At 44.9% G+C, this 25,988-nt stretch carries 13 protein-coding genes and 1 tRNA gene; 4 read left to right on the top strand and 10 right to left on the bottom strand.

Annotated features, from left to right (window positions below):
- Position 1: 1 nt before the first annotated feature.
- Entirely contained in the window at positions 2-2,038 is a 2,037-nt protein-coding gene (gene nosZ / locus ACYRYG_RS04025; protein ID WP_460197705.1) for a Sec-dependent nitrous-oxide reductase, read from the bottom strand.
- A gap of 224 nt (positions 2,039-2,262) precedes the next feature.
- Positions 2,263-3,120, bottom strand: coding sequence for an OmpA/MotB family protein (locus tag ACYRYG_RS04020; RefSeq protein ID WP_460197704.1), 858 nt, complete (start codon positions 3,118-3,120; stop codon positions 2,263-2,265).
- 221 nt (positions 3,121-3,341) lie between these two features.
- Between ACYRYG_RS04020 and ACYRYG_RS04015 the strand changes: the two genes are divergently transcribed.
- Positions 3,342-3,416 (top strand) — tRNA-Val (locus ACYRYG_RS04015).
- Positions 3,417-3,487: 71 nt separating this feature from the next.
- On the opposite strand, the gene msrB is transcribed toward ACYRYG_RS04015, so the two are convergent.
- Positions 3,488-4,477 carry a peptide-methionine (R)-S-oxide reductase MsrB gene (gene msrB, locus ACYRYG_RS04010; protein WP_293427549.1) on the bottom strand — a complete coding sequence of 330 codons (990 nt, stop codon included), beginning with the start codon at positions 4,475-4,477 and terminating at the stop codon, positions 3,488-3,490.
- Positions 4,478-4,928: 451 nt separating this feature from the next.
- On the opposite strand from msrB, the gene purL reads away from it, so the two are divergent.
- From purL to ACYRYG_RS03995, 3 genes are all read left to right on the top strand, one after another.
- Entirely contained in the window at positions 4,929-8,690 is a 3,762-nt protein-coding gene (purL, locus tag ACYRYG_RS04005; protein ID WP_293420140.1) for a phosphoribosylformylglycinamidine synthase, read from the top strand.
- Positions 8,691-8,856: 166 nt separating this feature from the next.
- Positions 8,857-9,405 (top strand): chromate transporter, encoded by a 549-nt coding sequence (locus ACYRYG_RS04000; protein ID WP_293420137.1) that lies wholly within the window; start codon positions 8,857-8,859, stop codon positions 9,403-9,405.
- Between the two features lie 73 nt (positions 9,406-9,478).
- Positions 9,479-10,051 carry a chromate transporter gene (locus ACYRYG_RS03995; RefSeq protein WP_460197702.1) on the top strand — a complete coding sequence of 191 codons (573 nt, stop codon included), beginning with the start codon at positions 9,479-9,481 and terminating at the stop codon, positions 10,049-10,051.
- Between the two features lie 848 nt (positions 10,052-10,899).
- Here ACYRYG_RS03995 and ACYRYG_RS03990 read toward each other — a convergent pair.
- The 7 genes from ACYRYG_RS03990 to ACYRYG_RS03960 form a co-directional block, all read right to left on the bottom strand.
- Positions 10,900-12,285: an arabinan endo-1,5-alpha-L-arabinosidase gene (locus tag ACYRYG_RS03990; protein WP_294728936.1), complete on the bottom strand. Its 1,386-nt coding sequence runs from the start codon at positions 12,283-12,285 to the stop codon at positions 10,900-10,902.
- Positions 12,257-14,452: a SusC/RagA family TonB-linked outer membrane protein gene (locus ACYRYG_RS03985; RefSeq protein WP_293421902.1), complete on the bottom strand. Its 2,196-nt coding sequence runs from the start codon at positions 14,450-14,452 to the stop codon at positions 12,257-12,259. The genes ACYRYG_RS03990 and ACYRYG_RS03985 overlap by 29 nt, the downstream gene beginning before the upstream one ends.
- Before the next feature lie 257 nt (positions 14,453-14,709).
- The gene (locus ACYRYG_RS03980; RefSeq protein ID WP_460197701.1) at positions 14,710-17,676 is read right to left on the bottom strand and encodes a two-component regulator propeller domain-containing protein; all 2,967 of its coding nucleotides are present in this window, start codon (positions 17,674-17,676) and stop codon (positions 14,710-14,712) included.
- 229 nt (positions 17,677-17,905) lie between these two features.
- Positions 17,906-19,783, bottom strand: coding sequence for a glycoside hydrolase family 13 protein (locus ACYRYG_RS03975; RefSeq protein WP_293418939.1), 1,878 nt, complete (start codon positions 19,781-19,783; stop codon positions 17,906-17,908).
- A 42-nt stretch (positions 19,784-19,825) separates the two neighbouring features.
- Positions 19,826-21,739, bottom strand: coding sequence for a type I pullulanase (gene pulA / locus ACYRYG_RS03970; protein WP_460197700.1), 1,914 nt, complete (start codon positions 21,737-21,739; stop codon positions 19,826-19,828).
- Between the two features lie 131 nt (positions 21,740-21,870).
- Positions 21,871-24,546 (bottom strand): 4-alpha-glucanotransferase, encoded by a 2,676-nt coding sequence (locus ACYRYG_RS03965; protein ID WP_460197699.1) that lies wholly within the window; start codon positions 24,544-24,546, stop codon positions 21,871-21,873.
- 117 nt (positions 24,547-24,663) lie between these two features.
- Entirely contained in the window at positions 24,664-25,980 is a 1,317-nt protein-coding gene (locus tag ACYRYG_RS03960) for an MFS transporter (protein WP_293418945.1), read from the bottom strand.
- Positions 25,981-25,988: the final 8 nt, after the last annotated feature.

Below are 25,988 nucleotides of genomic sequence, written 5' to 3'. Positions count from 1 at the left end.
GTTATTTTCTGTTGTGGCCGGTCTTAGGTGCCCCAGCCTGTGTTGTGGGCTTGGAGACCTCGAAATCCTTTGGCAGTTTGTCGTCGATCGTGAATTTCAGGGGTACGTTGCTGCCTGCATGGCTGACGCGGATGTAGCCTTGCATCTCCTGGTGGAGCGCACTGCAGAAGTCGGTGCAGTACATCGGAAGGATGCCTACACGGTTGGGAACGTATTTCAGCGTGCAGGTCTCACCCGGCATGACGAGGAGCTCGCCGTTGTTCATGCCCTTGATGGCGAAGCCATGGGGGATGTCCCATTCCTGCTCGATGTTGGTGACGTGGAAGTAGACTTCATCACCCATCTTGATGCCCTCGATGTTGTCGGGCACCAGGCGGCTGCGGATGGCGGCGATGTAGACATCAACGCGTTTGCCATGACGCTCTACGCGGGCCTCCTGAGCGGAACTGATCTTATACGGATTCTTATTCTCCGACAGGCGGGTGAACTGGATAGAGTTGGGCTTCAACATATCTGCGGCAATGGCAGAAGCATAGTGTGGCTCGCCTATCAACGGGAACTCAAGGATGAGTTTCATCTTCTTGCCGCTGATGTCATAGAGCTGGGCAGCCTGGCAAAGCTCGGGGCCTGTGGGAAGGAAGCAGTCCTTTGTGATCTTATTGTAGGCGACCATGTACTTGCCGTAAGGCTTCTTGGTGTCGGCGCCTAAGACAGAGAGGTGCCCCACACTGTAATAGGTGGGTACGCGGTCTTCGATCTGCAGGGTTTTGAGGTTCCATTTTACGATTTCTGAAGAGATAAAGAAGCTGGTATAGGCATTGCCGTCAGCGTCAAACTCCGTGTGGAGCGAGCCGAGGCCAGGTGACTGGACCTCGCCGTGAAGCGCAGCCTCATACTTAATAACGGGGATGCCGTTGACTTCGCCGTCAAACTGTTTGTTCTTGATAGCTTCCTGAATCTTGGAGAAGCTGAACACGGGAAGGTTGGCGGAGAGCTTGCCGTTACCGACGATATACTCGCCCGTCGGGTCAACATCGACACCGTGAGGCGACTTCGGGCAAGGAATGAAATAGAGGAAGTCGTGGAACTTCTTCGTATCGATCATCTTCACCTTGTTCAGAATCTCTGAGGTGGCCTGGTTCTTGGCGAAATCCATGACGTTGTGGGCGTACTTTGCGTTCTTCCAGACAAAATCGCCCTTGGCAGCGTGCTCCGCGGCTTTCTTCCAGTTAATGGCGAGGATGTAGTCCTTGTCGTTCTGACTGGCGTTAACCTCCAACAGGGAGTGTGCCATCTCCGTGTTATAGCAGGTGAAGAAGCTCCAGTCGGCCGACGGACCTTTTCCACTGTGGCTCAGGTCATAATCGAACGGAGGCAGCGCAAGCTGGAAGTCGAGGCTCATGTGGCCAGTGTTCTTGTCCACCTTAATATAAGAGACAGTGCCACGGAAGTCTTTCTTATAGTCCTTGATAGCTACATCGCCGTTCTCAAAGTCGAAAGGTACCGAGAAGCGTGAGCCGGCCACGACATACTCCGTGTTGCACGTGATGAAGGGTGAGGCATGATTGCCGCCCGTGTTAGGAATCTCAATGATCTCAGCCGTCTGGAAACGCTTGAGGTCGATACGTGCGATACGCGGCGTGTTGTTCTCGTTGATGAAGGCCCAACGCCCGTCATACATGGCGTCAGTCTCTGAAAGCTGGGTGTGATGGGAGTCACCCCATGGCACGAAGCCAAAGGACGTCATCAGCAACGGCTTGGTATTCTCATTGTAGCCATAGCCGTCTTCGGCGCACTGAGAGAAGACCGGGATGACCTTCAGCAGGCGACCTGAGGGAATGCCGTACACGGCGAGCTGCCCGGAGAAGCCTCCCGAGACAAAATCGTAGTACTCATCGTAGTGGCCCGGAGCCACATACACTTTCTTGGCAGCGTCGTCATCGACTGCGATGTGCCCGCCCTTCTTCATCTTGCAGGAAGAGAGTGAGGTCCCTATCGCCAGCATGCACGCCAGCGCGACAGTGAGATTTTTGTTCATAGCTTATGATTTAACAGTTAAAGTTCTACTGATTGTCGTATGTAATTTACAAAATTACGCAATGATCTCATTTCTGATGGGTAACAAATGTTATCCCATTGGGTTAAATAAGGATAAATTGTTTGACAGTTGAGAGGTGAAACCGCCCTTACATAGGAATGACATTCCGTTGCAATGGCGGTGAACCCTATTTACTATAATGTGGACGGTCTTACCGGCAACCGTTATTTGTTGCTCTCCTCCGGTGCCTTGTCGATGAGGTCCATGAACTGGTCAAGTTTCGGAGTAATGATAATCTCCGTACGGCGGTTACGCTGCTTGCCCAATTCCGTATCATTGCTGACAATCGGGTTATACTCACCACGGCCCCCTGCGGTTATCCGCTTAGGATCTACGCCAAAATGATCCTGCAAATACTGGGCTACGGAAGTAGCACGTAATGCAGAAAGATCCCAGTTGTTACGGATATTCTTCATTAAAGGACTACTCTTGCTGACCGGCACATCATCCGTGTTACCTTCGATCAGAATATCATAGTTCTTGTAGTCCATAATAATCTTGGCAATCTTACCCAGTGTTTCCTGAGCACGGTCATTTACAAGATAAGAACCGCTCTTATAGAGCATGTTATCAGCCAGAGAAATGTAAACCACACCCTTAAGAACCTTCACATTCACTTCTTGTAACTCATCCTTGCTCAAGGAGCGGGTCAAGTTATTGGTCAGGACCAAGTTCAGGGAATCGCTCTTGCTCTTCACTTCCACGAGATGACGAATATACTGGTTGGACTCATTGATCTGATCTACCAGTTTTGAGATATTGATATTCGTCGAATTGGCATTTGTCAAACTCTGGTTTAAAGAATGCTGCAAGGCATCATAATCATTCTTCTGCTGAGCCGTCTGATCTTCCAAAGAAGCAACACGGGCATTAGCTGCAGAAAGTTGTTCCTTAGTATTCTGATAATCAGTAGAAAGCTGCTGGTTCTCAGTCTGGCAATTCTCAAGAGCCTTTTTACTGGCACAACTTGAAACCAGAAGTGTGCCAACAATAAGGCTTAAAAACAATACGTTTTTCTTCATACTTATATCCTTCGTTTTTTAGTTATTGATTGTTTCTTTTAGCTCTCTTTTATTCATCATATTATTAGAAATATGCTGTATGCAAAGTTATGAATAAGACGACAAAATCACATAAAAAGTCAAACTGTTTATATATTTTTAACTTCCTGGAAAAGAAATTACTGAGTCTTAACGATTGCAATTAGAATAAAAACATTACCTTTGCAAACGCAAATCAGAAGGGGGGCGTAGCCCAGTTGGTTTAGAGCGCTGCAGTCACATTGCAGAGGTCAACAGTTCGAGCCTGTTCGTCCCCACTTTTTTATTTTTTCTATCTGGTTTCCCCTGAACAAGGAACAGGAAACAGATTTTATGCCGTAGAGATCTTTCAGGGATGGATCATTCGGACAGGTGACAGTAGTTTCACAAATGCTCCATAACCGGCTTCCTCCATTCTTTCTTCAGGGACAAATTTGAGCGATGCACTGTTGATACAGTAACGTAGGGATCCTCTTTCCTCAGGGCCATCCTTGAAGACATGACCCAGGTGGGAATGACTATGAACAGAGCATACCTCCTTCCGCGTCATGCCATGAGAAGTATCCGTCTTTTCCGTCAGGAGATGATTGTCTATTGGTTTAGAAAAAGCAGGCCATCCGCATCCAGAATCAAACTGATCTGTAGAAAGGAACAGTGGTTCACCGGTAATGACATCTACATAGATACCTCGTTTGAAATTATCGAAATAAGCATTTTGAAATGGCATTTCCGTAGCTGCATGTTGGGTCACGTCGTATTGTTCCTCCGTAAGACGTTCCCTCAGTTGGGCATCATCAATTTTCCGGTCATAGTCCAATGATCTCCTATTCCGGTTAGCAAGACGAGCCATACTGAACAGATCCTGTGGAAGATGACAATAACCGTCCGGATTCTTATTCAGGTAGTCCTGGTGATTCTCCTCAGCCTTATAAAAGTTTTCCAGTTTCGCCACCTCAATGACCACCGGTGCAGGAGTTGCCTTCTGAAGTTTATACAGTTCCGCTTTGATGACGGGGAAATCTGCCGGATCAGAGTAATAGATACCCGTACGGTATTGCGTCCCGCAATCATTCCCCTGCCTGTTGAGAGTTACCGGGTCGACTGCCCTGAAATACAACTGCAAAAGCAGAGTCAGAGACAGCACCTGAGGATCATAAAAAAGATGAACGGTCTCTGCAAAGCCGGTCGCATCAGTACAGACCTCCTGATAAGTAGGTTTTCCCCCATGTCCGTTGGCATATCCTACTTCCGTATGGAGAACGCCATTGATTTGCTTCAGGAAATGCTCCATACCCCAGAAGCATCCACCTGCCAAATAGATTTCAGCCTGACTATTCATGTTTGTACCTCCTTTATTGATTCATGCCACTACCTGTACCTTTAACAACTGCAAGTAGAGTATGATGGTTTAACCTATTATTAATTACACTCTAAATAACTTTTAATTCAAGATATTCACCCTTCGCTCTACTGTCAGGAAGAGTCATCCCACGCCAACGTCAACGGTCGTAAATGCGATGTCCTCATTCTGACAAACATTGGCAAATATACAACAAATTCTGAAAGGATGCAACTTATCCGTCAATACTTAAACACTTATTACTTATAAAAAGACAAGAAATCTCATTCCTTTCCCAAGACCTTACCAGAAGACCCTCCAAGCAAGTGTCCGAAAATAAATCCATTTATTTTTTATTTCAGAAACAAAAATCTCAACCTTACCCTTCCTTTCTCACATAAAAGCGTTATCTTTGCAAGCAAAAGTAACACGTGTCTAATAAAATAGGATTATGATTCTTTTTTTCAGAACTCCATCCAAAAGTGTGATTGCAACCGAAATCGACCATCAGCCGAATGAGGAAGAGATCAAAGAACTTAGTTGGCTTTATGGTGACGCCAAAGCAGAAGACTCCACGGAACTCAAAGGTTTCTTCATTGGCCCACGCCGAGAAATGGTTACTCCGTGGAGTACGAATGCCGTAGAGATTACCCAGAACATGAATCTCCACGGCATTTCTCGTATTGAGGAATACTTCCCCGTAAACACTGAAGATGCCCAGCATGACAAGATGCTGCAACGCATGTATGACGGTATCGGGCAAGATGTATTTACCGTGGACCGTCAGCCGGAGCCCATCCGTTACATTGACGACATAGAGAAATACAACGAAGAGGAGGGTCTGGCCCTGTCTCCGGAGGAAATGGACTATCTCCGCAAGGTGGCCAAGGAAAACGGCCGGTCTTTGACTGACTCAGAAATCTTCGGTTTTGCACAGGTGAATTCAGAACACTGCCGTCACAAGATCTTCGGCGGAGAATTTGTCATTGACGGGCAGAAGATGGAAAGTTCTCTTTTTGCCATGATCAAAAAGACGACAAAAGAAAATCCCGGCAGGATCCTTTCTGCCTATAAGGATAATGTCGCTTTCGCCCAGGGGCCGGTCATTGAGCAGTTTGCCCCATCTGACCAGACCACCGCAGACTTTTTCAAAGTCAAGGATATTGAGAGTGTCATCTCACTGAAAGCAGAAACGCACAATTTTCCTACAACTGTAGAGCCCTTTAACGGTGCAGCTACAGGAACAGGAGGTGAGATACGTGACCGCATGGGAGGCGGGACAGGCTCCTGGCCTATTGCGGGTACAGCCGTTTACATGACGGCTTATCCCCGTCTGAAAGATGATAGTGGAAAAGCCGATCCGGAACGCAGTTGGGAGGACATACTGCCGGTCAGGAAATGGCTCTACCAGTCTCCTGAAGAAATTCTGATCAAAGCCTCCAATGGAGCCAGTGACTTCGGCAACAAATTTGGTCAGCCGCTTATCACAGGTTCCCTGCTTACCTTTGAGCATACGGAAAACAACGAGAAATATGCTTATGACAAAGTGATCATGCTTGCCGGTGGTGTAGGTTATGGAAAAAAACGAGACTGTCTGAAAAAGGAGCCTCAGAAAGGAAACGAGATCGTCGTTGTCGGCGGAGATAATTACCGCATCGGCCTCGGAGGAGGTTCCGTGAGTTCCGTAGACACCGGCAGATATAGTAATGGCATTGAGTTGAATGCCGTACAGAGAGCCAACCCGGAAATGCAGAAAAGGGATTATAATTTAATCCGTGCCTTGGTAGAAGATGATGCTAACCCTGTCATCAGCGTCCATGACCATGGTTCCGCAGGGCATTTGAATTGCCTCTCAGAACTGGTAGAGGATTGTGGCGGGCAAATTGACATGACCAAGTTGCCGATCGGGGACAAGACTCTCAGCGCCAAGGAGATCATCTGCAACGAGAGCCAGGAGCGTATGGGACTGCTGATTGACCAGAAGTATCTGGATCATGTCCGGAAAATTGCCGACCGTGAACGTGCTCCTATGTACGTCGTCGGTGAGACAACCGGTGATGCTCACTTCAGTTTTATACAAGGCGATGGTAAGAAGCCGTTTGACCTGGACGTAGCCCAGATGTTCGGACATTCCCCCAAAACCGTTATGGCCGACAAGACCGTGGTGCGTCATTATGAGAACGTGACCTATAGTCAGGATCAGCTGGACGAATATCTTAATAGGGTCTTGCAACTGGAGGCCGTGGCCTGCAAAGACTGGCTGACGAACAAAGTCGACCGTTCCGTAACCGGAAAGGTCGCCCGCCAGCAAGGGCAGGGAGAGATCCAACTGCCATTGAGTGATTGCGGGGTGGTCGCCCTTGACTATCGTGGGAAAAAAGGCATAGCCACTGCCCTGGGGCATGCGCCACAGGCAGGACTGGCCGATCCACAGGCAGGCAGCGTACTTTCTGTAGCTGAGTCACTGACGAATCTCGTATGGGCACCCTTAGGAGACAAAGAGACCGGTCATGCCGGAAAAGAGGCTGACAGACCATTGAGCTATGTCTCTTTATCTGCCAACTGGATGTGGCCGTGCCGTAGCCAGGAGGGTGAGAATACTCGTCTGTATACGGCGGTAAAGGCTTTGTCGGATTTCTGCTGCGCCATTCACGTAAATGTCCCGACCGGAAAAGATTCCCTCTCTCTGAGTCAGGATTACCCCAACGGGGAAAAGATCATTTCTCCGGGAACAGTCATCGTCACGGCAGGAGGACAAGTAAGTGATGTAAAGAAAACCGTCAGCCCAGTGCTTGTCAACGACAAGAATTCCTCTCTCTACCATATCGACTTCAGCTACGATGAGCAACGCCTTGGCGGCAGTGCTTTCGCTCAGAGCCTCAACAAGGTGGGAGATGATGTCCCGACGGTGAAGAATCCTGACTATTTCGTAGACTGCTTCAATGCGATCCAGGAACTTGTACACCGGGGCTGGATCTTGTCCGGTCACGACATCTCAGCCGGCGGCCTCATCACTACCCTGCTGGAAATGACTTTTGCCAACCTTAACGGGGGAATGCACATCAATCTGTATGATATTGCCGGAGATGACATGGTCAAGATATTATTTGCAGAAAATCCGGGCGTCGTCATCCAGGTCAGCGATGAGCATAAGCATGAATTGAAGGAATTCCTGGATGCTGCCGGCATCGGTTTCGCCAAAATCGGATACCCGACTCCAGACCATCGGAAACTGGTTATCATTAAGAACCAGTTCAAGCACGAATTTGATATAGATGCACTCCGGACGGTCTGGTACAAGACTTCCTATCTGCTTGACCGGGATCAAAGTCTGGAGGGAATGGCCAAGAAGCGTTATACCAATTACAAGAAACAGCCTATAGAAATCAAGGTCAATCCACACTTTACCGGTAAACTTTCCCAGTATGATCTGAGTCCGGAACGACGCGAATGTTCGGGTGTAAAAGCAGCCATCATACGTGAAAAGGGGACCAACGGTGATCGGGAGATGGCTTACACTTTGTACCTGGCAGGGTTCGATGTCAAGGATGTCATGATGACCGATCTGATCAGTGGCAGAGAGACATTGGAAGATGTCAATTTCATCGTGTTCTGCGGTGGTTTCTCTAATTCTGATGTTCTCGGTTCAGCCAAAGGATGGGCCGGCGCATTCCTTTATAATCCTAAGGCAAAAAGTGCACTGGAACGATTCTATGCAAGGGAGGATACGCTGAGCCTGGGAATCTGCAACGGGTGCCAGCTAATGGTCGAACTCAACCTCATCAATCCTCAACATGAGCATCGTGCGCATCTCCGCCCAAACCGCTCACAGAAATTTGAAAGTGCATTCCTTGGGGTAAGTATTCCACGTAACAACAGTGTCATGCTGAAAAGTCTGGCAGGAAGCAAACTCGGCATCTGGGTAGCCCATGGTGAAGGGCGTTTCTACCTCCCTGAACCGGAAGACCACTACCATATCGTAGCAAAATATAACTACGCCGAATATCCGGGTAATCCAAATGGCAGTGATTATAACGTAGCGGGTATTGTGTCTGCTGACGGACGGCACCTGGCCATGATGCCCCACCCGGAGCGTGCCATTTTCCCCTGGCAGAATGCCTTCTATCCTGCTGACCGAAGAGAAGACGAAATCACGCCCTGGATAGAAGCTTTCGTAAATGCCAGGAAGTGGATCGAAGAAAAAACGGAATGAATCTTCAGGACTGAAAAAGAGGGAGCTTTTTCAGGCTCCCTCTTTTCATCTTACGTCTGATGGAAACCATGATCATTTGAACGGTCAAATCAGCCATCCTTCATCAACGACACTTCAGGGTTCCTGATAGAAATATCTGCATATTTACTGATTAGAATGAAAGGGAATGGAAAAAAGCTATAGCATCTTATTCAGGACATTTTTCAAGATTGGTCTGACGACATTCGGTGGAGGGCATGCCTTGATTCCCATCATCAAGAGTAATGTCGTCACCAGGTACAGATGGATGGACAGGAGACAGTTCAATGAACTGATCACCATCGCCGGAAGTTGCCCGGGAGCCATGATCATCAATGCGAGCATTCTTATCGGCTACCGTCTCCGGAAAACAAAGGGGAGCTTGACTGCTGTACTGGGTGCCCTCCTTCCCTCATTCCTTTTCATGCTGGTCTTTGCCTTGATCTATCATCTATTTGACCATAACCGCATGATCACAGCAATGTTCCGAGGTATCCGGCCGGCAATAGTAGCCCTGCTGGTGATCCCTACATTTAACTTAGCCAAAAGCGCCCATATTACATGGGCAAACTGCTGGATTCCTGCTGGTGGCGCCTTGCTGATCTGGATCTTAGGCGTCAACCCGATATGGATAATCATTGCAGCAGGCATCGGTGGCTTTATTTATGGTAAATTCATTCAGCCTACTGAAAAATAGTACTCGGAAATGCAGACCAAGAACTTATGGAGCTCATAAAACAGATAACTTAAGATAAACGGGAGTATAACAAATGATTTTTCTATATCTTTTCATTGTATTCTTTGAGATCGGACTATTCGGATTTGGAGGAGGATATACCATACTGGCACTGATCCAAGGGCAGGTGGTCAACCACTTCAACTGGATGACTATGGGGGAATTTACAGATATGTTAGCTCTCTCTCAGATGGCCCCTGGACCTGTTGAGGTGAATTCTACAATCTATTGCGGATTTTCAATCGTTCACAATGCAGGATTCGGTAATATCATGTCTACATTGGGCTCGGCTACCGCTATACTGGCACTGATCCTTCCTTCACTGATCATTATGATCCTGGTATGCAGAGTGTTCATGAAATATCTATATACCACCGCTGTGAAAAGTATCCTCATGGGACTCCGGCCGGCTATCCTCGGATTACTGGCAGCTACTATCTTATTACTCTGTTCCAGTGATAATTTTTCCACCCCCGACCATCCCTGGCAATTCTGGATCAGCATTTTCCTCTTTATTGCTACCATCATAGGAACTAAAACCTTTAAAATCCACCCGATCCAGATGATCGGCTATGACGCCTTAGCCGGATTATTGCTCCTTTACTGAGAAGAAACGGAATGATCTTACGGAAGAAAACAGATCTTTTTCTGACAAAACTATCCTGTAAAAGAAGGGAAAGTATAACAGTCACTGCTAACTTTCCCCATGTATTATCCTAAAAACATTCAGACATTTAAGAGTATCTCATTTAGTTTAATACACGCCTTGTATCATCATAGAGAGTTCTAATGAACGGTAATCTTTTTTTAATAACAAACATTTGACATGAACGGGTGAGACTTCACAAAGAAGCAAAAGATTACCCATCTCCTGAAATCTATCAACAAATCAACTCCTTCAGTTGCTAAAAACTGTTGATTCCTAATTTCTACATTACTTTCCAGAATATCTGGAGCTTAAAACATTTTACTTATGATGATCACTTTTCTGTTGCAAATATAATGAAAAAAAAATAAAACTCATAATATTATTTTATCAAATATTAATATCATTTTTATAAATAAATCGAAAATGCAATAATGACCTATTCCTGTTTACCTTTTTTTGCCCTAACCACACTCCCGGTCATATTGATGACAATAGTCATTAACACCTGGAATTTACCTTCGGTCATCAACACCTGCAAGGCAACTATCAACCCAGGAAGCACTTTACAGAAATAGCTGACAGCCTAATTTGTAGTTAATAAATTAGGCTGTCAACTAAAGAGCAATTGAACAGCGAGAACTGTCCACAGGCTTAGTGTATATCACCCCTGCAACATACCAAGCCTTGGTAAGCACATCTCCAAGCCTTGGTAAGATCATCTCCACGGCTTGGTAAGCTCATTACCAAGTATTGGTAACACCCTTTCCATCGCCTGGTAAACATATGATCAAGATTTGGCAAGTTATTCACTCTACCTTCTTGCCCCAATAAGATTTAGAACCATCCAGGCCCGCATAAACTATTGTAGCTCTGCGAGGGTCAGCCTCCCAGTCCACCTCACGCTGTACTTCCAATTCAATGCCATTAACATTTAAGGTGTTTGTGGAAGGGTCAAAATTCCATTTAGCCCCTTTCCAGGCGCCTGATATTATAGTATGATCAGCACCAAAAGTCATTATGGAAGATTGCTTTTGATGACCATAAGAATAGCCAAGATCAATATGTTCCCAATTACCGACCAACTCTGTGTCGGCAATTGGAGCCTGAGGTACATCACCATAACGCTCTGGCATAACTACCGGCCACCCACTTGAGGTCCATTTAATGCTGCGAATGCCCCCCATCATGATCGCATTACTATAAGGATTACCGCCAACATCTTCGGGAAAACGTTGTTGAGAAGCATAGAACCAATTTCCCTGGCTGTCATCAAATACAGCACAGTGACTGATGCCAACCCAGCCATAACCCTCACTGAACTTATAGGGATGTGTCAAGACAACTGGATTATCACCTGCTCCTTGGGAAGCATCCGTTACAGCACCATTATAGGTCATGTATGGTCCTGTAATGCACTTTGACCGAAGCACACGGGTATTATAAGGAACATCCAAAGCATCATAGGCCAGGAAAAGATAATAATATCCATCATGATAGATCACCTCGGGAGCTTCAGCACCTTGCCAGCGACTACCTTTCGTACGCGTGAAAATCAGTTTTCCATAAGGAGCAATACTCTGTTCAGATCCAAAAGATTCCGGAAGTTTTTCCATCGTCTTCCCCGATTCCGGATCCAACTGAACAGCAGCTATGCCACTATGCCAGGATCCATAAATCAGCCAATGCTGCCCTTCAGGGGTGACCATCAGCGAAGGATCTATCGCATTAAACTTGAAATAAGCATCCCAGTCATTCTCAGAAGCACGATACCAGTCTTTACCTCTGTCAGAAGAAGAGCAGATGACAAAGCCTTTATCCTGCCACTGATTAGAGGAAGGATCATTCGTTTCCATCATGCCAATAAAAGAATGCTCTGTCCAGGAGCCATCAAAAGGGGAAGTTACAGGTTCCCCACTCTTAATATAATTATTTACTGCAATGGCATAATACATACGATAAAGATGATCATTGATTTTACGAACACAAGGAGCCCAAAAGCCATAGGAAGGATGATCAACAGGTGACAAGCCTTCACGAGACCTGATGGAATTCAAGCTATCCTTAACCCATGCAGGAGCCTCAGACATCGTAGCCCCCATAAACTCCCAATCCACCAGATTCTTACTCCTTCGGCAGAAAAAGTGTCCATGTCCCTCATGCACATTACCATAACTGGCATCCGTCTGGTTCATAAAGTACATGTTGTGATTTAGAATCATAATATTCTATAGAACTCTGCAAACGATTATTGAAAAAGTTCATATCCAAACCGATATTCAATGTTTTCTTCTTTTCCCACGTAATGTTGGAGTTTGCAACATTTACTATAGCTTGGCCATTCGACAATGTAGTACCACCATTAAAGGCATATCCAGCATAACTGTAAATCAAAGATTGATAATCATAATCTCCTACATTTTGGCTGCCTAATTGCCCATAATTGATACGGAACTTCAAACTATTCATCCATTTAATCTTATAAAAAGGTTCATTGCTGATATGCCAGCCAAAAGATACAGAAGGAAAGGTTCCCCACTGATTGCCTTTAGCGAAACGAGAAGTCCCATCATGACGTACAGTAGCCTGAAACAAATAACGATCTGCATAATTGTAGTTGATGCGACCAAAATAGGAAATCAGACGACTCTCCGAATTTGCACCCGTTGCAGAAGACAGAGTCTTTCCATTACTGACATTCTTTAAATAATATCCACCTGCCGTTTCGATCAGATCTTGAGTTCCAGACCCCAAAGATCTTGTGGGTGTGTCTTGATAAGACATGCCGACAACACCCATAATATTATGTTCCCCGAATTTTTTATTAAAAGAAAGCGTGTTTTCAATCAAATAATTCCATGTTCTACTTGCAGAGGCTGAAGCAGAGGAAGAAGTATCCGTAAATCCATAAGCATAGGCAGTACCGCTGTCCCATCCATGAAGATCAGAATCATACAATGTGGAACCTAAATTCAGCTTATAAGTCAACCATGGAAATATAGTAGCTTCTGCATAAGAAGATGCTCTCATATATATATCCTCAACCTTCTCATAATTATTGTTATCATCACTCTGTGCTACTACATTGTACGCATTGGTATAAGCATATTGCCGATTACCATATCCCCAACCATTTTTACCATATACATCGTCTTTCACTGGAATAACAGGAATAAGGCCAAGGACCTGATCCAAGCCATTTGTAGAGTCTGGGCCGAAATCGTGATAGTGCAAATTAATTTTAGACAATTGAATAGATTCACCAACCTTAAAAATACCAAAGTGAAATTCAGATGTAATACTTGTTGTAAAACGATGCATATCTCTGGCAATAGTATAACCAGGATTATTCAAATAACCAAAAGAGACACGGAATCTCGAACCTTGCCCACCACCACTAATAGCAAGATTATGCTCCTGCTGAACGCCAGTCTTCAGGAATTCATCCTGCCAATTAGTATTATTCTTCCAAAACTCAGGAATAGACTCAGTAGTTGAACCTTTATCTATACCATTCTGGTAAACTTGTGTCATCATAGAACGCCATTGGTCACCATTAATCAAATCAAGTTTTTTCATATTCTGGATAGAAATTTGTGTAGAGTATTCCACACGAGGCTTACCTTGCTGACCTTTTTTAGTAGTGATAATAATCACTCCATTAGCCGCACGCGAACCGTAAATTGCTGCAGAAGATGCATCTTTCAGTACTTGAATGGATTCAATATCATTGACATTGAATCCAATATTATTATCAGTAGGTACGCCATCAATAACATATAAAGGATCAGTATTCGTTAAATTACCTGTACCCCGAATTTGGATAGAGGGAAGGTCACCTAATAGACCTCCTGAACGTACAGTAACTCCCGCAGCCTCCCCCTGAAGCGCATCACCTATGGATGTGACAGAACGATTTTTAAAATCAGCCGGTTTCACTATAGATACAGCACCCGTTAAATCTGATTTTTTAATAGAACCATAACCTATAACTACTGTCTCATTCAACAGGACAGCATTATCTTTCATCACAACATTAATAGTAGAACGTTTCTTAACAGCAATTTTCTGAGTTGTCATCCCCACATAAGAGAACACCAATGTAGCATTTGGAGATACATTAGCTAGGACATAATTACCGTCCAAATCTGTTACAGTACCTGTGCTATTGCCTTCTACCGCTATGGTAGCACCAATAACAGGTTCGGATTTATCACTCACGACTTTACCTTTTACAGTTATGTTCTGTGCCATGGTATAAGTAAATATCAAGGTAAACAGACATAGCAGCGTTAAGGCTCGTTTGTAAGAATTACCAAAAGATTGTATTGACCCTTCGGTTTTAATGATGATACTTAACATGTGCATTTTTTTAGATTTTAATTATTATACATGCCCCATCCGTTAGGAGTAAAATAGAATCTTCATGATACTTTAATGTTTAGATTACTTATGTTTTTTGGTAAATTATCGTAGCAAATGTAGTTAATAATGAAAATAAGAAGGTGGACAAAATACTGTTTTAGGTGGACAAAACGTATTTTGAATGTGAATCAAACACTTATTATACAAGTCCCTTTTATTGTGCGACAAAAAGGACCCTTTTTAGAAAATAAAATCTACCCTTTATAGTATGAAGACGGAGAAATCCCATATTTCTTGGTGAAACAACGGGTAAAATACTTAGGATCATTAAAACCTACCCGATAGGCGATTTCCGCAATATTACGGTTAGCGCGGTTCTCTTCCAGAAGCCTTTTAGCTATATCAAGACGATAATCCCTGATAAACTGTATTGTAGATACCCCTGTTTCCAGTTTTAACCTTACGCCTAAGGTACTCTTGTTAACGTGCATCTGATCACAAAGTTCCGTAATGCCAAAGGAAGAATCAGCATAGTTGGATTCCAGAAGTTCCATAATCCTCTCCATAAACGGTTTCTTCGTTTTCACTGTTTCTTCCTTGTCAGCCATAACGCTTTTACGGTTACTGCTATCATACAGTTCCTGATTATTGAGAATCGTCTGGATACGCTGTTGCAAAATCGCAGGATCATCACTCTTCTCCAAGACGACTTCAATAGGACGATAAAGTTGTTCAGCCTCAAACTTTCTCATCTCTTGCAAATGACGCTTATAAAGAAAATAGAGCAATACGGCCAAGGAGACCAACAGCAAAGTAATAAACCACCAACTTTTCCAAAAATAAGGAGTGACATGAATGCCAATAGAAATTACAGGGTTATAAGTATCCCTGTTTATAGAAGAGATGTACCTCACCTCAAAATCATAATGGCCGGAAGGTAAAGTAGAATAACGGACACTATGCTGACCGGGAGGCAGACACATCCACTTATCCTCAAAGCCCTTCATCCGATAGCTGTAAGTACCCTGGGGTTGACTTCCATAACTAAGGGAAGAAAACTCTATCGTAAAGGATCGGTCACTTTCACGCAGGTTTATGTGCCTTGCAATGGAAATATCTTTATCCAGATAACGTGTATGCGCATGTATTTCCTGAGAGCCCACAAAGAGACGAGTAAAATGAAGTCTTCCGGTATATATATAAGGTATATGCTCTCCCGTCAGCTCAATCAATCCTTTGTCCGTACCAAAAAACAAATGTCCATTGACGGAACGGATAGCAGAATTATAATAAAACTGAGAACTAAGCAAGCCATCTCCCTCCATATAATTAGTAAACTCGCCCGTCTTGGGATCAAACAGAGACAGTCCATGATCAGTGGTGATCCACAATAGACCTTTCCGGTCTTCCACGATACCTTTCACGGCATTATTAGCTAATCCCTGCTTCATTGTGAAAGACCTGACAACCATTTTTTTGCCGTTGAAAGTCATACGGTACAGTCCATACCCATTACTTCCCATCCAAATCGTACCCTCTCGAGATTGACAAAAAGAGGTAATCTCATCAATGATCCCACTCCCCGGTGCATCAAGTTTATATTTAAACTGTCTCATCTTGAAAAAGCCCTTTCCAGAAGGTCTTGATTTTAAAGAGACCACCACAAATCCTTTTCCACATCCTACCAAAAGAAGTCCGTTACGCGTCACCAGACTCCCGATACATCCCGTGATATTTCCACATCCGGGGAAAGGATTCTCCACCTGATGTCTTTTTAAGTCATAGAAATACAGTCCGGCATTTGTTCCAATCCACATTCCGTCATTCCAACGGTCAAAAGCCAAAGCACCGACAAACATAAACGAAGAGGTATACCTTCGGTTAACAGTAAGAGGAACAATCAGGCCTGGAGTTTTCAGATTCATGACACAGACCCCCGCGCCCCATGTGCCAATCCATAACCTTCCCTGACGATCTGCCACAAGAGTAGATACACTATTATGGGTCAGTCCAGAATTAGCCGTTGTATAATGAAGGAATACATCAGTCCCTGCAACACGCCGGTTCAGTCCTCCCTCGACGGTCCCTACCCATAAAGTCCCCCCAGGTTCGGCATACATCGCATTAACAGCATTAGGAGATAAAGACGAAGGGTCTTTGGTATGGACATAATTAATCAGTTCTAAATATCGCGGCACCAGTTTTACAATGCCCCCAGTTTCTGTTCCTATCCAAATCTGTCTGTGACAGGCATAAATGCAATTAATGAAATTACTGCTTAAGGGATTAATTTTACTTGTAACATTCCAATGTTCCATCCTTCCATTTCGCCCGTCAAGAATATCCAGCCCTCCCAGAGTTCCAATTAAAAGCAGATGATCAGCAGATACAGCCAAGGAAGAAACGAAATCATGTGAGAGGCCAGCAAGTCCTCCTGTATGAGAATACTCCCTCACTTTCCTGCCCAAGCAATATAATCCTGCATTTGTAGCCACCCAGACATGATGGCGGTAGCGAACCAAATCTGTCACAAAAGAGCCAGGATGATCCGAAGGCATGTTCCAAAGAGGAGCCATGACCAGTTCCCCCCTCCTTACGATCATCCTGTCAACCCTGCCATCACATCCGACCAGCACCCTTCCATCTGAATCCAGATCTTTTATTGCCACGTCAGGAGCAGTAGTACTATACCTGCAAAACTTCAAATCACAGACATTGCCATTCCTGTCAAAACGCACTCTGCAGAAATGTGCTCTGGTCAGGAACCATATTGAACCCTTTGAATCCTTGTAAACCCGAATACCATTTTCTTTCATTAAAGCATTCATTTCTCTGGCAAGGGTACTAGTCGTACATTTCAACTGAACCGGTTCCAGGGTTTCAAGATCAAGAACTTCAATTCCTTCTTCAAAGGCAATCCAGAGTCTATGGAAACCATCCTCATAGACATTCCGGCAACTATTACTCCTTAAACTTATCCCCTGATTACCCACGCCAAAATACTGGTAATCATAACCATCATAACGGACCAGTCCCCCGCCACGCGTAGAGATCCAAATAAAACCATTATGATCCATATAGATGTCATCCACGAAATTATTCGGCAGCCCACAAGACATATTCAATATTGAACAATTGTACCGCTCCACCAAAGTGTTCTGGGAAAGACATTGGTAAGAAACGATAACAAGCAAAAAGATTGTGCAACAGATGCTTTTCATGAATATATTTTTATTTACGATAACCGGCAGTTGCAAAAGTAACAAATAATCTCCATAAAAGAAAATGGTCCCGTAAAAAACAATCATCTTTTCCCCATCGCTTCCCCCATAGAAAAAGAGGGGGAAATAAACACCTATGCTTATTTCCCCCTATCCCGAAAACATCCAAACTTCTTCTATTAAGACATCAGAAGAAATTTGTAACCTCTTAATTCATACTTCTGTCACTTCAGAATTCAACAATCATTGTCTGACGTGGTGTCAAGTTCAGATTTCCATCCAGTCTGACCGTCTGTCCAGTGATCACATTTTCCGCAGAAACATGACTGCCAATAATCTCCGCATAGCGTTTCATATCAGCCACAGCCCTCTTGCTTGTGCCATTCAGAATTGTCATAGAGGTTTTCCCCTTATACTGGCGGGCGATCACATATACCCCATTATAAGGGCAGAACTGCGTTTGCTTACCCTTTGTAATCAAGTCATTACCCTGACGCCAATGCAAGAGTCTGCTCAACCAGTCAAACATACTGTTCTCTGCTTTCGTGCGGCCTTCCGGTGTAAAACAATTATGCCTGTCGCCCGGGAAGCCACCAGGAAAATCCTTCCGGACATTCCCGTCCGTCACTTCTTTCGTACCATTCATCAACACTTCAGTACCATAATAAAGTTGGGGAATGCGGTCAATGGTCAGCAGCAATCCCAACGCCTGTTTCAATGCCAAGGTATCCTTTCCATTGCCAAGGAAACGATCCGTATCATGATTCTCGATAAAGGCCATTACCGAAGAAGGATTCTCATAGAGGTAATCATAGCACAGACTGTTATACACGCGGTTCAATCCCTTCTCCTCATTGTCTGTCTCTTCAGACTTGCCCTTATTGATTTTATCATAAAAGCTGAAGTCCATGACCGTGGGCAAATAACTATTAATCTTTGACAGTTTAGAATCTTTCTGCCATGCAGCCGTATAAGCCGGTTCAGTAACCCATGTCTCACCTACCACATTAAAATGAGGATATTCCAGAGTGAGCGTTTTCATCCAGTCAGACATTGCCCGGCGATCAGCATAAGGGTAAGTGTCCATACGAATGCCATCAATGCCGACAGTCTCTATCCACCATTCACTGTTTTGGATAAGATATTTCATGACATAAGGATTCCTCTGGTTCAGATCAGGCATAGTAGGAACGAACCAGCCATTCACCGTTTCATTTATATCTATCTGGGAAGCATAAGGATCCAATATAGTCGTCAACTTGTATGAAGTTTGCTTGTATTTGCTTTTTGCCTCTTTGCCACCGGAAAGCCATTCAGGCGAATTGAACCAATCCTTAGAAGGCATATCTTTCACCCAGGGATGTTCAAAGCCACAGTGATTGAAAATCATATCCATAACTACTTTCAATCCCTTTTCATGAGCAGCACGGACAAGTTGCTCGTATTCTCCGTTTGTACCCAGGCGAGGATCTATCCGGTAATAATCTGTTGTCGCATAACCATGATAAGTACTGGCGCCATCACGGTCAGGAGAATTATTCTCAAGTACGGGCGTAAGCCAGAGCGCCGTAACCCCTAACTGTTTGAAATAGTCAAGATGGTCCATAATTCCCTCCAGGTCACCACCATGGCGAAGACTCGGCTGTGAGCGGTCTTCGCGATAAGCATTCATACCCTTGATATGACTTTTATGATGAGGCCCCTGGGCAAAACGATCAGGCATCAGCATATACAAGACATCGGCATTTGTAAACCCCAAACGACGATCCCCCGCCATCGCACGGTTTCTCAACTCATAACTTACTTTCTTTGTCTTTCTGCCTTGAGAGAAATTCAGTATAAGATGGCCCGCCCGGGCATCCTTGAGATTCAAATATACGAACAAATAGTCCGGAGAATCCAAACGTACGATCGAATCAATCTTTACGCCAGGATAGTCCACAGAAACGTCTGCATTTCTGATTCCCTTGCCATATACCATCAACTGCAACGAAGGGTTTTTCATCCCCACAAACCAATCAGTCGGGTCAATACGGTCAATATTCACTGCGTTCATTTGCACAACGGTCAATAAACAGCCGAACAAAAATAGCCATTTTTTCTTCATTTCTCAAATCCTTTTTAAAAAATCTCCATAGTATTCATCACCTCAGTCATGGACGATAAGGGCAGACTGAGGATCAACAGATATTCGGCCAGAGTTAACGGATCCCAATCCACCCTCAGCTATCCGTCCCTTCTCACAGACGATTGTGTAGTTTCCTGGCGGCACCGTCACCGTCCGTATGCTCTTGCTGCCATTCAGCACCACGATGATATTTTTCCATGGGTCTCCTCCTGCATGATCTTTTAACACGAATGCGACCATCGCCTCTTGTGAGGGTAAGAATGACAGATATTTCCTTACCCTATCTGCCCTTCCCAGACGAAAAGCCGGATGATCCTTACGCAGCCGTATCAAATTCCTGTAATACTCAAAGACCTGCGGATAAAGTTTCAGGTGAGTCCAATCCAAGCGATTGATACTGTCAGGAGAATCAAAACTATTTTGCACGTCATGCTTGCTTCTCAATAATTCTTCTCCACAAAGTATAAAGGGAACACCTTGAGAAGTAAACACAGCGGTCTGAGCAAGTTCATCGAGCCGGATTAACTCATCAGTTTTAATACCCGGAATTTCCGCCCTCAGACGGTCAGCCAGACATCTATCATCATGACAACTTACATAACTGATTTGCTGGGTAGGCTGCAAAGCCCAAGGAGTCTTATCATAATTCACCTTTGCCATGTCTACCTGCGGATGGGCGATCGCTCCGACGATACCAAATTTCAGGCTCTCCTCCTCGCCGGGTACACCAGCCAGAAAAGCGCCCTTATGCTCATCAGAAAACGGACCGATAAGGGCATCACGCATGTCGTCCGAGAAAGCGGCAATACCCGGCATCCTCTTAAGGTTCATCTTCAGAGCCAGTTGGTCCCGCGGATAAGCACAAGTACCGGCACTCCATCCTTCACCATAAATAAAGATCGACGGATCAATCTTATTCACTTCAGCCCGGATCGCGTTCATCGTTTTTATATCATGAACCCCCATCAGATCAAAACGGAAACCATCGATATGATATTCACGAATCCAGTATTTGATGCTTGCGATCATGAATTTCCGCATCATCGGTCTCTCGGAAGCAGTCTCATTGCCACACCCCGTACCATCAGAATATTTTCCATCTTTGGTCTTTCGATAGAAATAATCAGGATAAGTAAGTTGAAAGTTACTCCCCTTTATACGATAGGTATGATTAAAGACCACATCCAGGAACACCCGGATGCCGGCCTGGTGAAGAGCCTGCACCATTTCCTTGAATTCCCGGATACGTACTGAAGGATCATACGGATCAGTGGAATAGGAACCCTCAGGGACATTATAATTTAAAGGATCATAGCCCCAGTTATACTGAGGCACATCCAGTTTCGTTTCATCAACAGATGCGAAGTCAAAGGAAGGCAGGATATGAATGGCATTCACCCCCAGGGTACGCAGATAGCTGATGGCCTTTGGTTCCGTCAAAGCGAGAAACTTTCCTTTATGGATAAAGCCGGAAGAAGGAGCTATGGAGAAATCACGGAAATGCAATTCATAAATGACTAAATCTGCCGGTGATTTGACCACAGGCCGCCGGTCCTTATTCCAGCCCTCCGGATCAGTCGATTTAAGATCTATAATTGCCCCACGCCTGCCATTGACCCCTACCGCCTTGGCAAAAATACCGGGAGTCTCGCCATAACCCGTATCAAAAGTATAGAAAAGTCCCTTCAGGTTTCCATCTATTGATCCAGACCATTTACAGTCACCCGTCCTCTTCAAGTACAAGGTTCTCAACACCTGTCCCCCGATGCCTTTTCCATAGATTCTCACCAAGACACCTTTTGCCGTATCCGGTGCAAAAAGACTAAAGACCGTCTTCCGGGGAGTATAGGACACCTCCCGGAAAGTTTGTCCATGCAAGCCATGAAAGGAGAACAGAGCCAGTAAACCAGCCATTATCATACCATGAAGTTTCATTCCGATTCTTTTATTATATTCCAGATCACAACCCCTGCGTAAAACCCCTTGCATCAGAGGTGATCATACCGTCCTCAGGCACATAGAGCAAGTTGTGCATTCCCTCAGCAAGAAGGATACTATCTATACTGTCATCTCCTTCCTGTCTGCCGGATTAATTCTGCGACCGTAGCCGAGAAATCACGGTTAGTCATCAAGTCTTCAATATTCAGATGCATCCGGTAACGCCAGTAATGACTTGAATCAGCCGGAATATTAATCCGCTCACCATTCTCATCCGGCAGGCGGATATTCTCATCCATGGCCATCCAGTCCTGAATACTCAGGATACAGAGCATCGAAGGGGATTTCAAATGACAGGAAATGATCTCCTTAGCCAGCCATCCAGGCAACGGATGAGGAGCAGGTCCCTGACGGTTCAGCACCGAATAGTAATAATCCTGGGCACGGGGAAGATCTTCATCCCACCACTGCCTCAATGTTGGCATATCATGACTTGAAATCATGCAAACGGACCGGTATGGGTTTCTGTCCAGATAGCTGAAACGCACGTCTGAATCTTTCGGCATACTCTGAATCTCAAGGCTCAGGATCTTCAAATTGTTGATCACGGCAGGGACACACTTAGGAACCATACCTAAATCTTCTGCACATACCAACATACGAGTAGCCTGAACCAATTTCGGCAATTTCTTCATCGCCTGTTCCTTCCAAAATTCATTGTTGCGACGGTAAAAATAATCATCATACAACTTGTTAAAGGCTGTCTTGTCCTTATCATACAGGCTCTCATAAACGAAATTGAATTGGGCAGAAATCCTGGGATGGAATTTACCATAATCTTTATAGTCACGGACAAAGAGGACATCACCGATCAGCGTGTACAAGCCATTACGCAGTTCCCTGTCTTCCTGGTCAGATCCTTCAAAGACCTTCTCCACTTTGCGCTGCGTAGCATATTCCGGTTTCATCCGATAACGCTCCCCGTCAATCCTCTCAAGATATTTTTCTCTTACCTCCTCAGCACGATCATGGAATACCCGTTCAAGTATCCAGTCAGTAATGAAAGGTTCCGTAAATCGTGCCTCCTGGAAATTAAGTCCATAACCACGGATCTCCTCCACCGTCATCCCCAATGCAGGAGAGAACTGTCCGAGAAGTCCCTGTACAGCATTTACCGGTATCTCCCAGATACGAAAGAAACCTAAGATATGGTCTATACGATAGGCGTCAAAAAACCGGGCCATATTCTGAAAGCGGTGAACCCACCACTTACAACCATCCTTAAGCATCACCTTCCAATTATAAGTAGGGAATCCCCAATTCTGCCCATTGACAGAAAAGGCATCAGGAGGAGCGCCAGCCTGCCCGTTAAGATTAAAATAATCAGGTTCCATCCAGACATCACATCCATGACGGCTTACCCCAATCGGAATATCTCCTTTGAGGACTACTCCTTTACTACGAGCATAGCGGTGGACCTCTATCATTTGAAGATTGAGGATGAACTGGACAAAATACCAGAAAGCCACCTTTGAATATATTTTGGTACCTGGTGTCGAGAGACGTCTGCGGTCACCTTCATTCCAGACGACATGGCCAGTCCACTTGGAAAAATCAGCCGTTCCATTCTCATCTCTCAAGACGCAGTACTGGGCATAGGGGACAAGCCAATATTCTGTTTCCTTGAAAAAAACCTGAAAGTCTGTACTTTTCAATATCTTTTCACCCTCCTGATCAAAAAGATCATGCAGATATTCGAGTTTGGCAGAATTTACACGTTCGTAATCTATTTGAGGAAGGGCGTTCAGTTCTTCCTGCAATTGATGATAGTATTCCCGACGGGCATCGTCTTTCAATAACGGCAAGGCATTCAAGTCAGCATATTGAGGATGAAGAGCGAAAATGCTGATACAACTGTAAGGATAAGAATCTGTCCAGGTATGTGTGGTAGTCGTATCATTGACCGGCAACACCTGCAAGATCCGCTGGCCGACCATAGAGATCCAGTCGATCATTTTTTTCAGATCACCAAAATCACCGATTCCAAAACTGTTTTTACTCCTCAAAGAGAATACCGGCACTAATGTCCCGGCTAATTTGCGATTACAACGTTCGAGGAAAGACTGATCCTGTTCACATACAACCACCGTACCCTCCTCCACCAGAGGGCATTCGATCATTCTGTTCATTCCGGTTTCCCATAACGGAGAAATCCCCTTGTCTGCATTCAAAACGACAAATTTGAATTCTATCCGACGGTCAGGAAAATCGTTCGCATCCAGATCAACTATCCATTCATTATAATTATGCTCAACCATCTCAATGGCACGAGTTGCATCCCACTCCCTCAAGGCCTTACCCGAACCGACTACAGCCAGCCGTTCACCCTCACGAAGTTGAGGAGCTCTCACTTTCAGGCGGATTGTCCTTGCGAAACAAGAAGGCCGGACCTGACCCAACTTCCGATTATTAATGCAATCTGTAAAGGCAGAACTATACAGATAAGAATCCTCAGGAATACCCTGCCACCTGTCATACAGAATATAATGATCAGCTTTCTGACTCGTGATCTCCAGGAGATGCTTCATTAATGACCATTCGCATGTGCAAGGAACGCCGTCTCTTTCCACCTTATATATATAGGTCAGGGCATCCGGAATACGCGTGATGGAGAACCGGCAATGCCATTCCAATCCATCCTCCGTTTCCATCTCATAACGTGAAAGTTTATGATCCCTTATCAGATAAAGGACGACCTCTTCACCAAAAGCGGTCTTATACTCTATATTGAATTCAAATTTCATAGATGTGTGATTAGTATTTTCGATGCTAAATTAATAAAAATCGCCCATGACACCATAACGGTGTTCCATAAAATCTCCAACAATCCATGCAAACGTTTGCATCGCTCCTGTGGATTCTTATTTTTCCTTTATCATGGTTACAGAAAGGGCTCCTAATCCTAAAGCTATTCCTGCTACGAGCATCATGTGACTTTGGACAGAGCCAGTCAGTGTGAGCAAGGCACCGCCGACAGCTGCGGCAACAATTTGAGGGATACAAATGGTGCCGTTGAAAAGTCCTAGATAAGCACCCATGTGGCCATAGCCTTCCAACGCATTCGTTACAAAAGTGAAAGGCATCGCCAGCATCGCCGCCCATGCGCAACCGATAAGAAGGAAAGGCAGGAAAAGCAGATATTGATCCTGTATGAAAGCCGTCATCACGAACCCCAGACCACCCAATATGAGACTCAAGCCATAAGCGACCTTCCGGTGTCTGAACAAGGGGAGTATGACTGCCCATATCACGCTGCCAACAGCCTGTACGGCAAAGAGAATGCCCACCCAGTTGCCGGCTTCCTGATAACCTTTAGTACTTGTAGCTACTGCCGAGGACATGTCTACATTCCAACAATTGGAAGCCACTGTCCCATTAGTATATGTCCACATATACATAAATGCAAACCAGCAGAAAAACTGTACCAGCCCTACTTTCCAGAACGTAACAGGAGCGTGCTGCAGCAACTTGAACCAATTGGTATGTCCTTCATTGTCCGTTTTCTTCAGCCCATGATATTCAGCATACTCCTTGGGTGGCATTTCCTTTACTTTAACCGAAGTGTAAATAACACAAAGGATCAAGATTGCCGCGCCGATATAAAAGCTGTAGATAACGGAATCAGGAATGACTCCCGGGGCAGCCGTATTGGCAATGCCAAGTGCCGTAAACAGGAAAGGGAACACGTACCCTACTAAAGATCCGGCATTACAAAGGAAACTCTGGATGGAATAAGCCAATCCTTTCTGCTTCTCATTCACCATGTCTCCTACCAGCATCTTAAACGGTTGCATCGCCATATTAATGCTGGTATCGAGAAACATCAGGGCAATCAGCCCGAATGCCATGGCTGCACTTACCGACATCCCTAAGGATCCGGCATTCGGCAGCAAACACATGACCAGCACAGCAATAACTGCCCCGATCATCAGATATGGGATCCGCCTCCCAAACCGGCACCAGGTCTTGTCGGAACAAGTACCTACTATAGGCTGGACAATAATACCCATCAGCGGAGGGAGTATCCAGAAATAGCTCAGATGATGCGGATCAGCACCAAGCGTAGCAAAGATGCGTGAAATGTTGGCACTCTGTAAAGCATAAGCTATTTGAACTCCAAAGAATCCAAAACTCAAATTCCAGAGTTTCCAGAAACTTAAATCAGGTCTTTCCTTCATGATATATA

The sequence above is a fragment of the Segatella asaccharophila genome (assembly GCF_054687055.1).
This window is presented reverse-complemented; position numbering and strand designations above follow the sequence as displayed.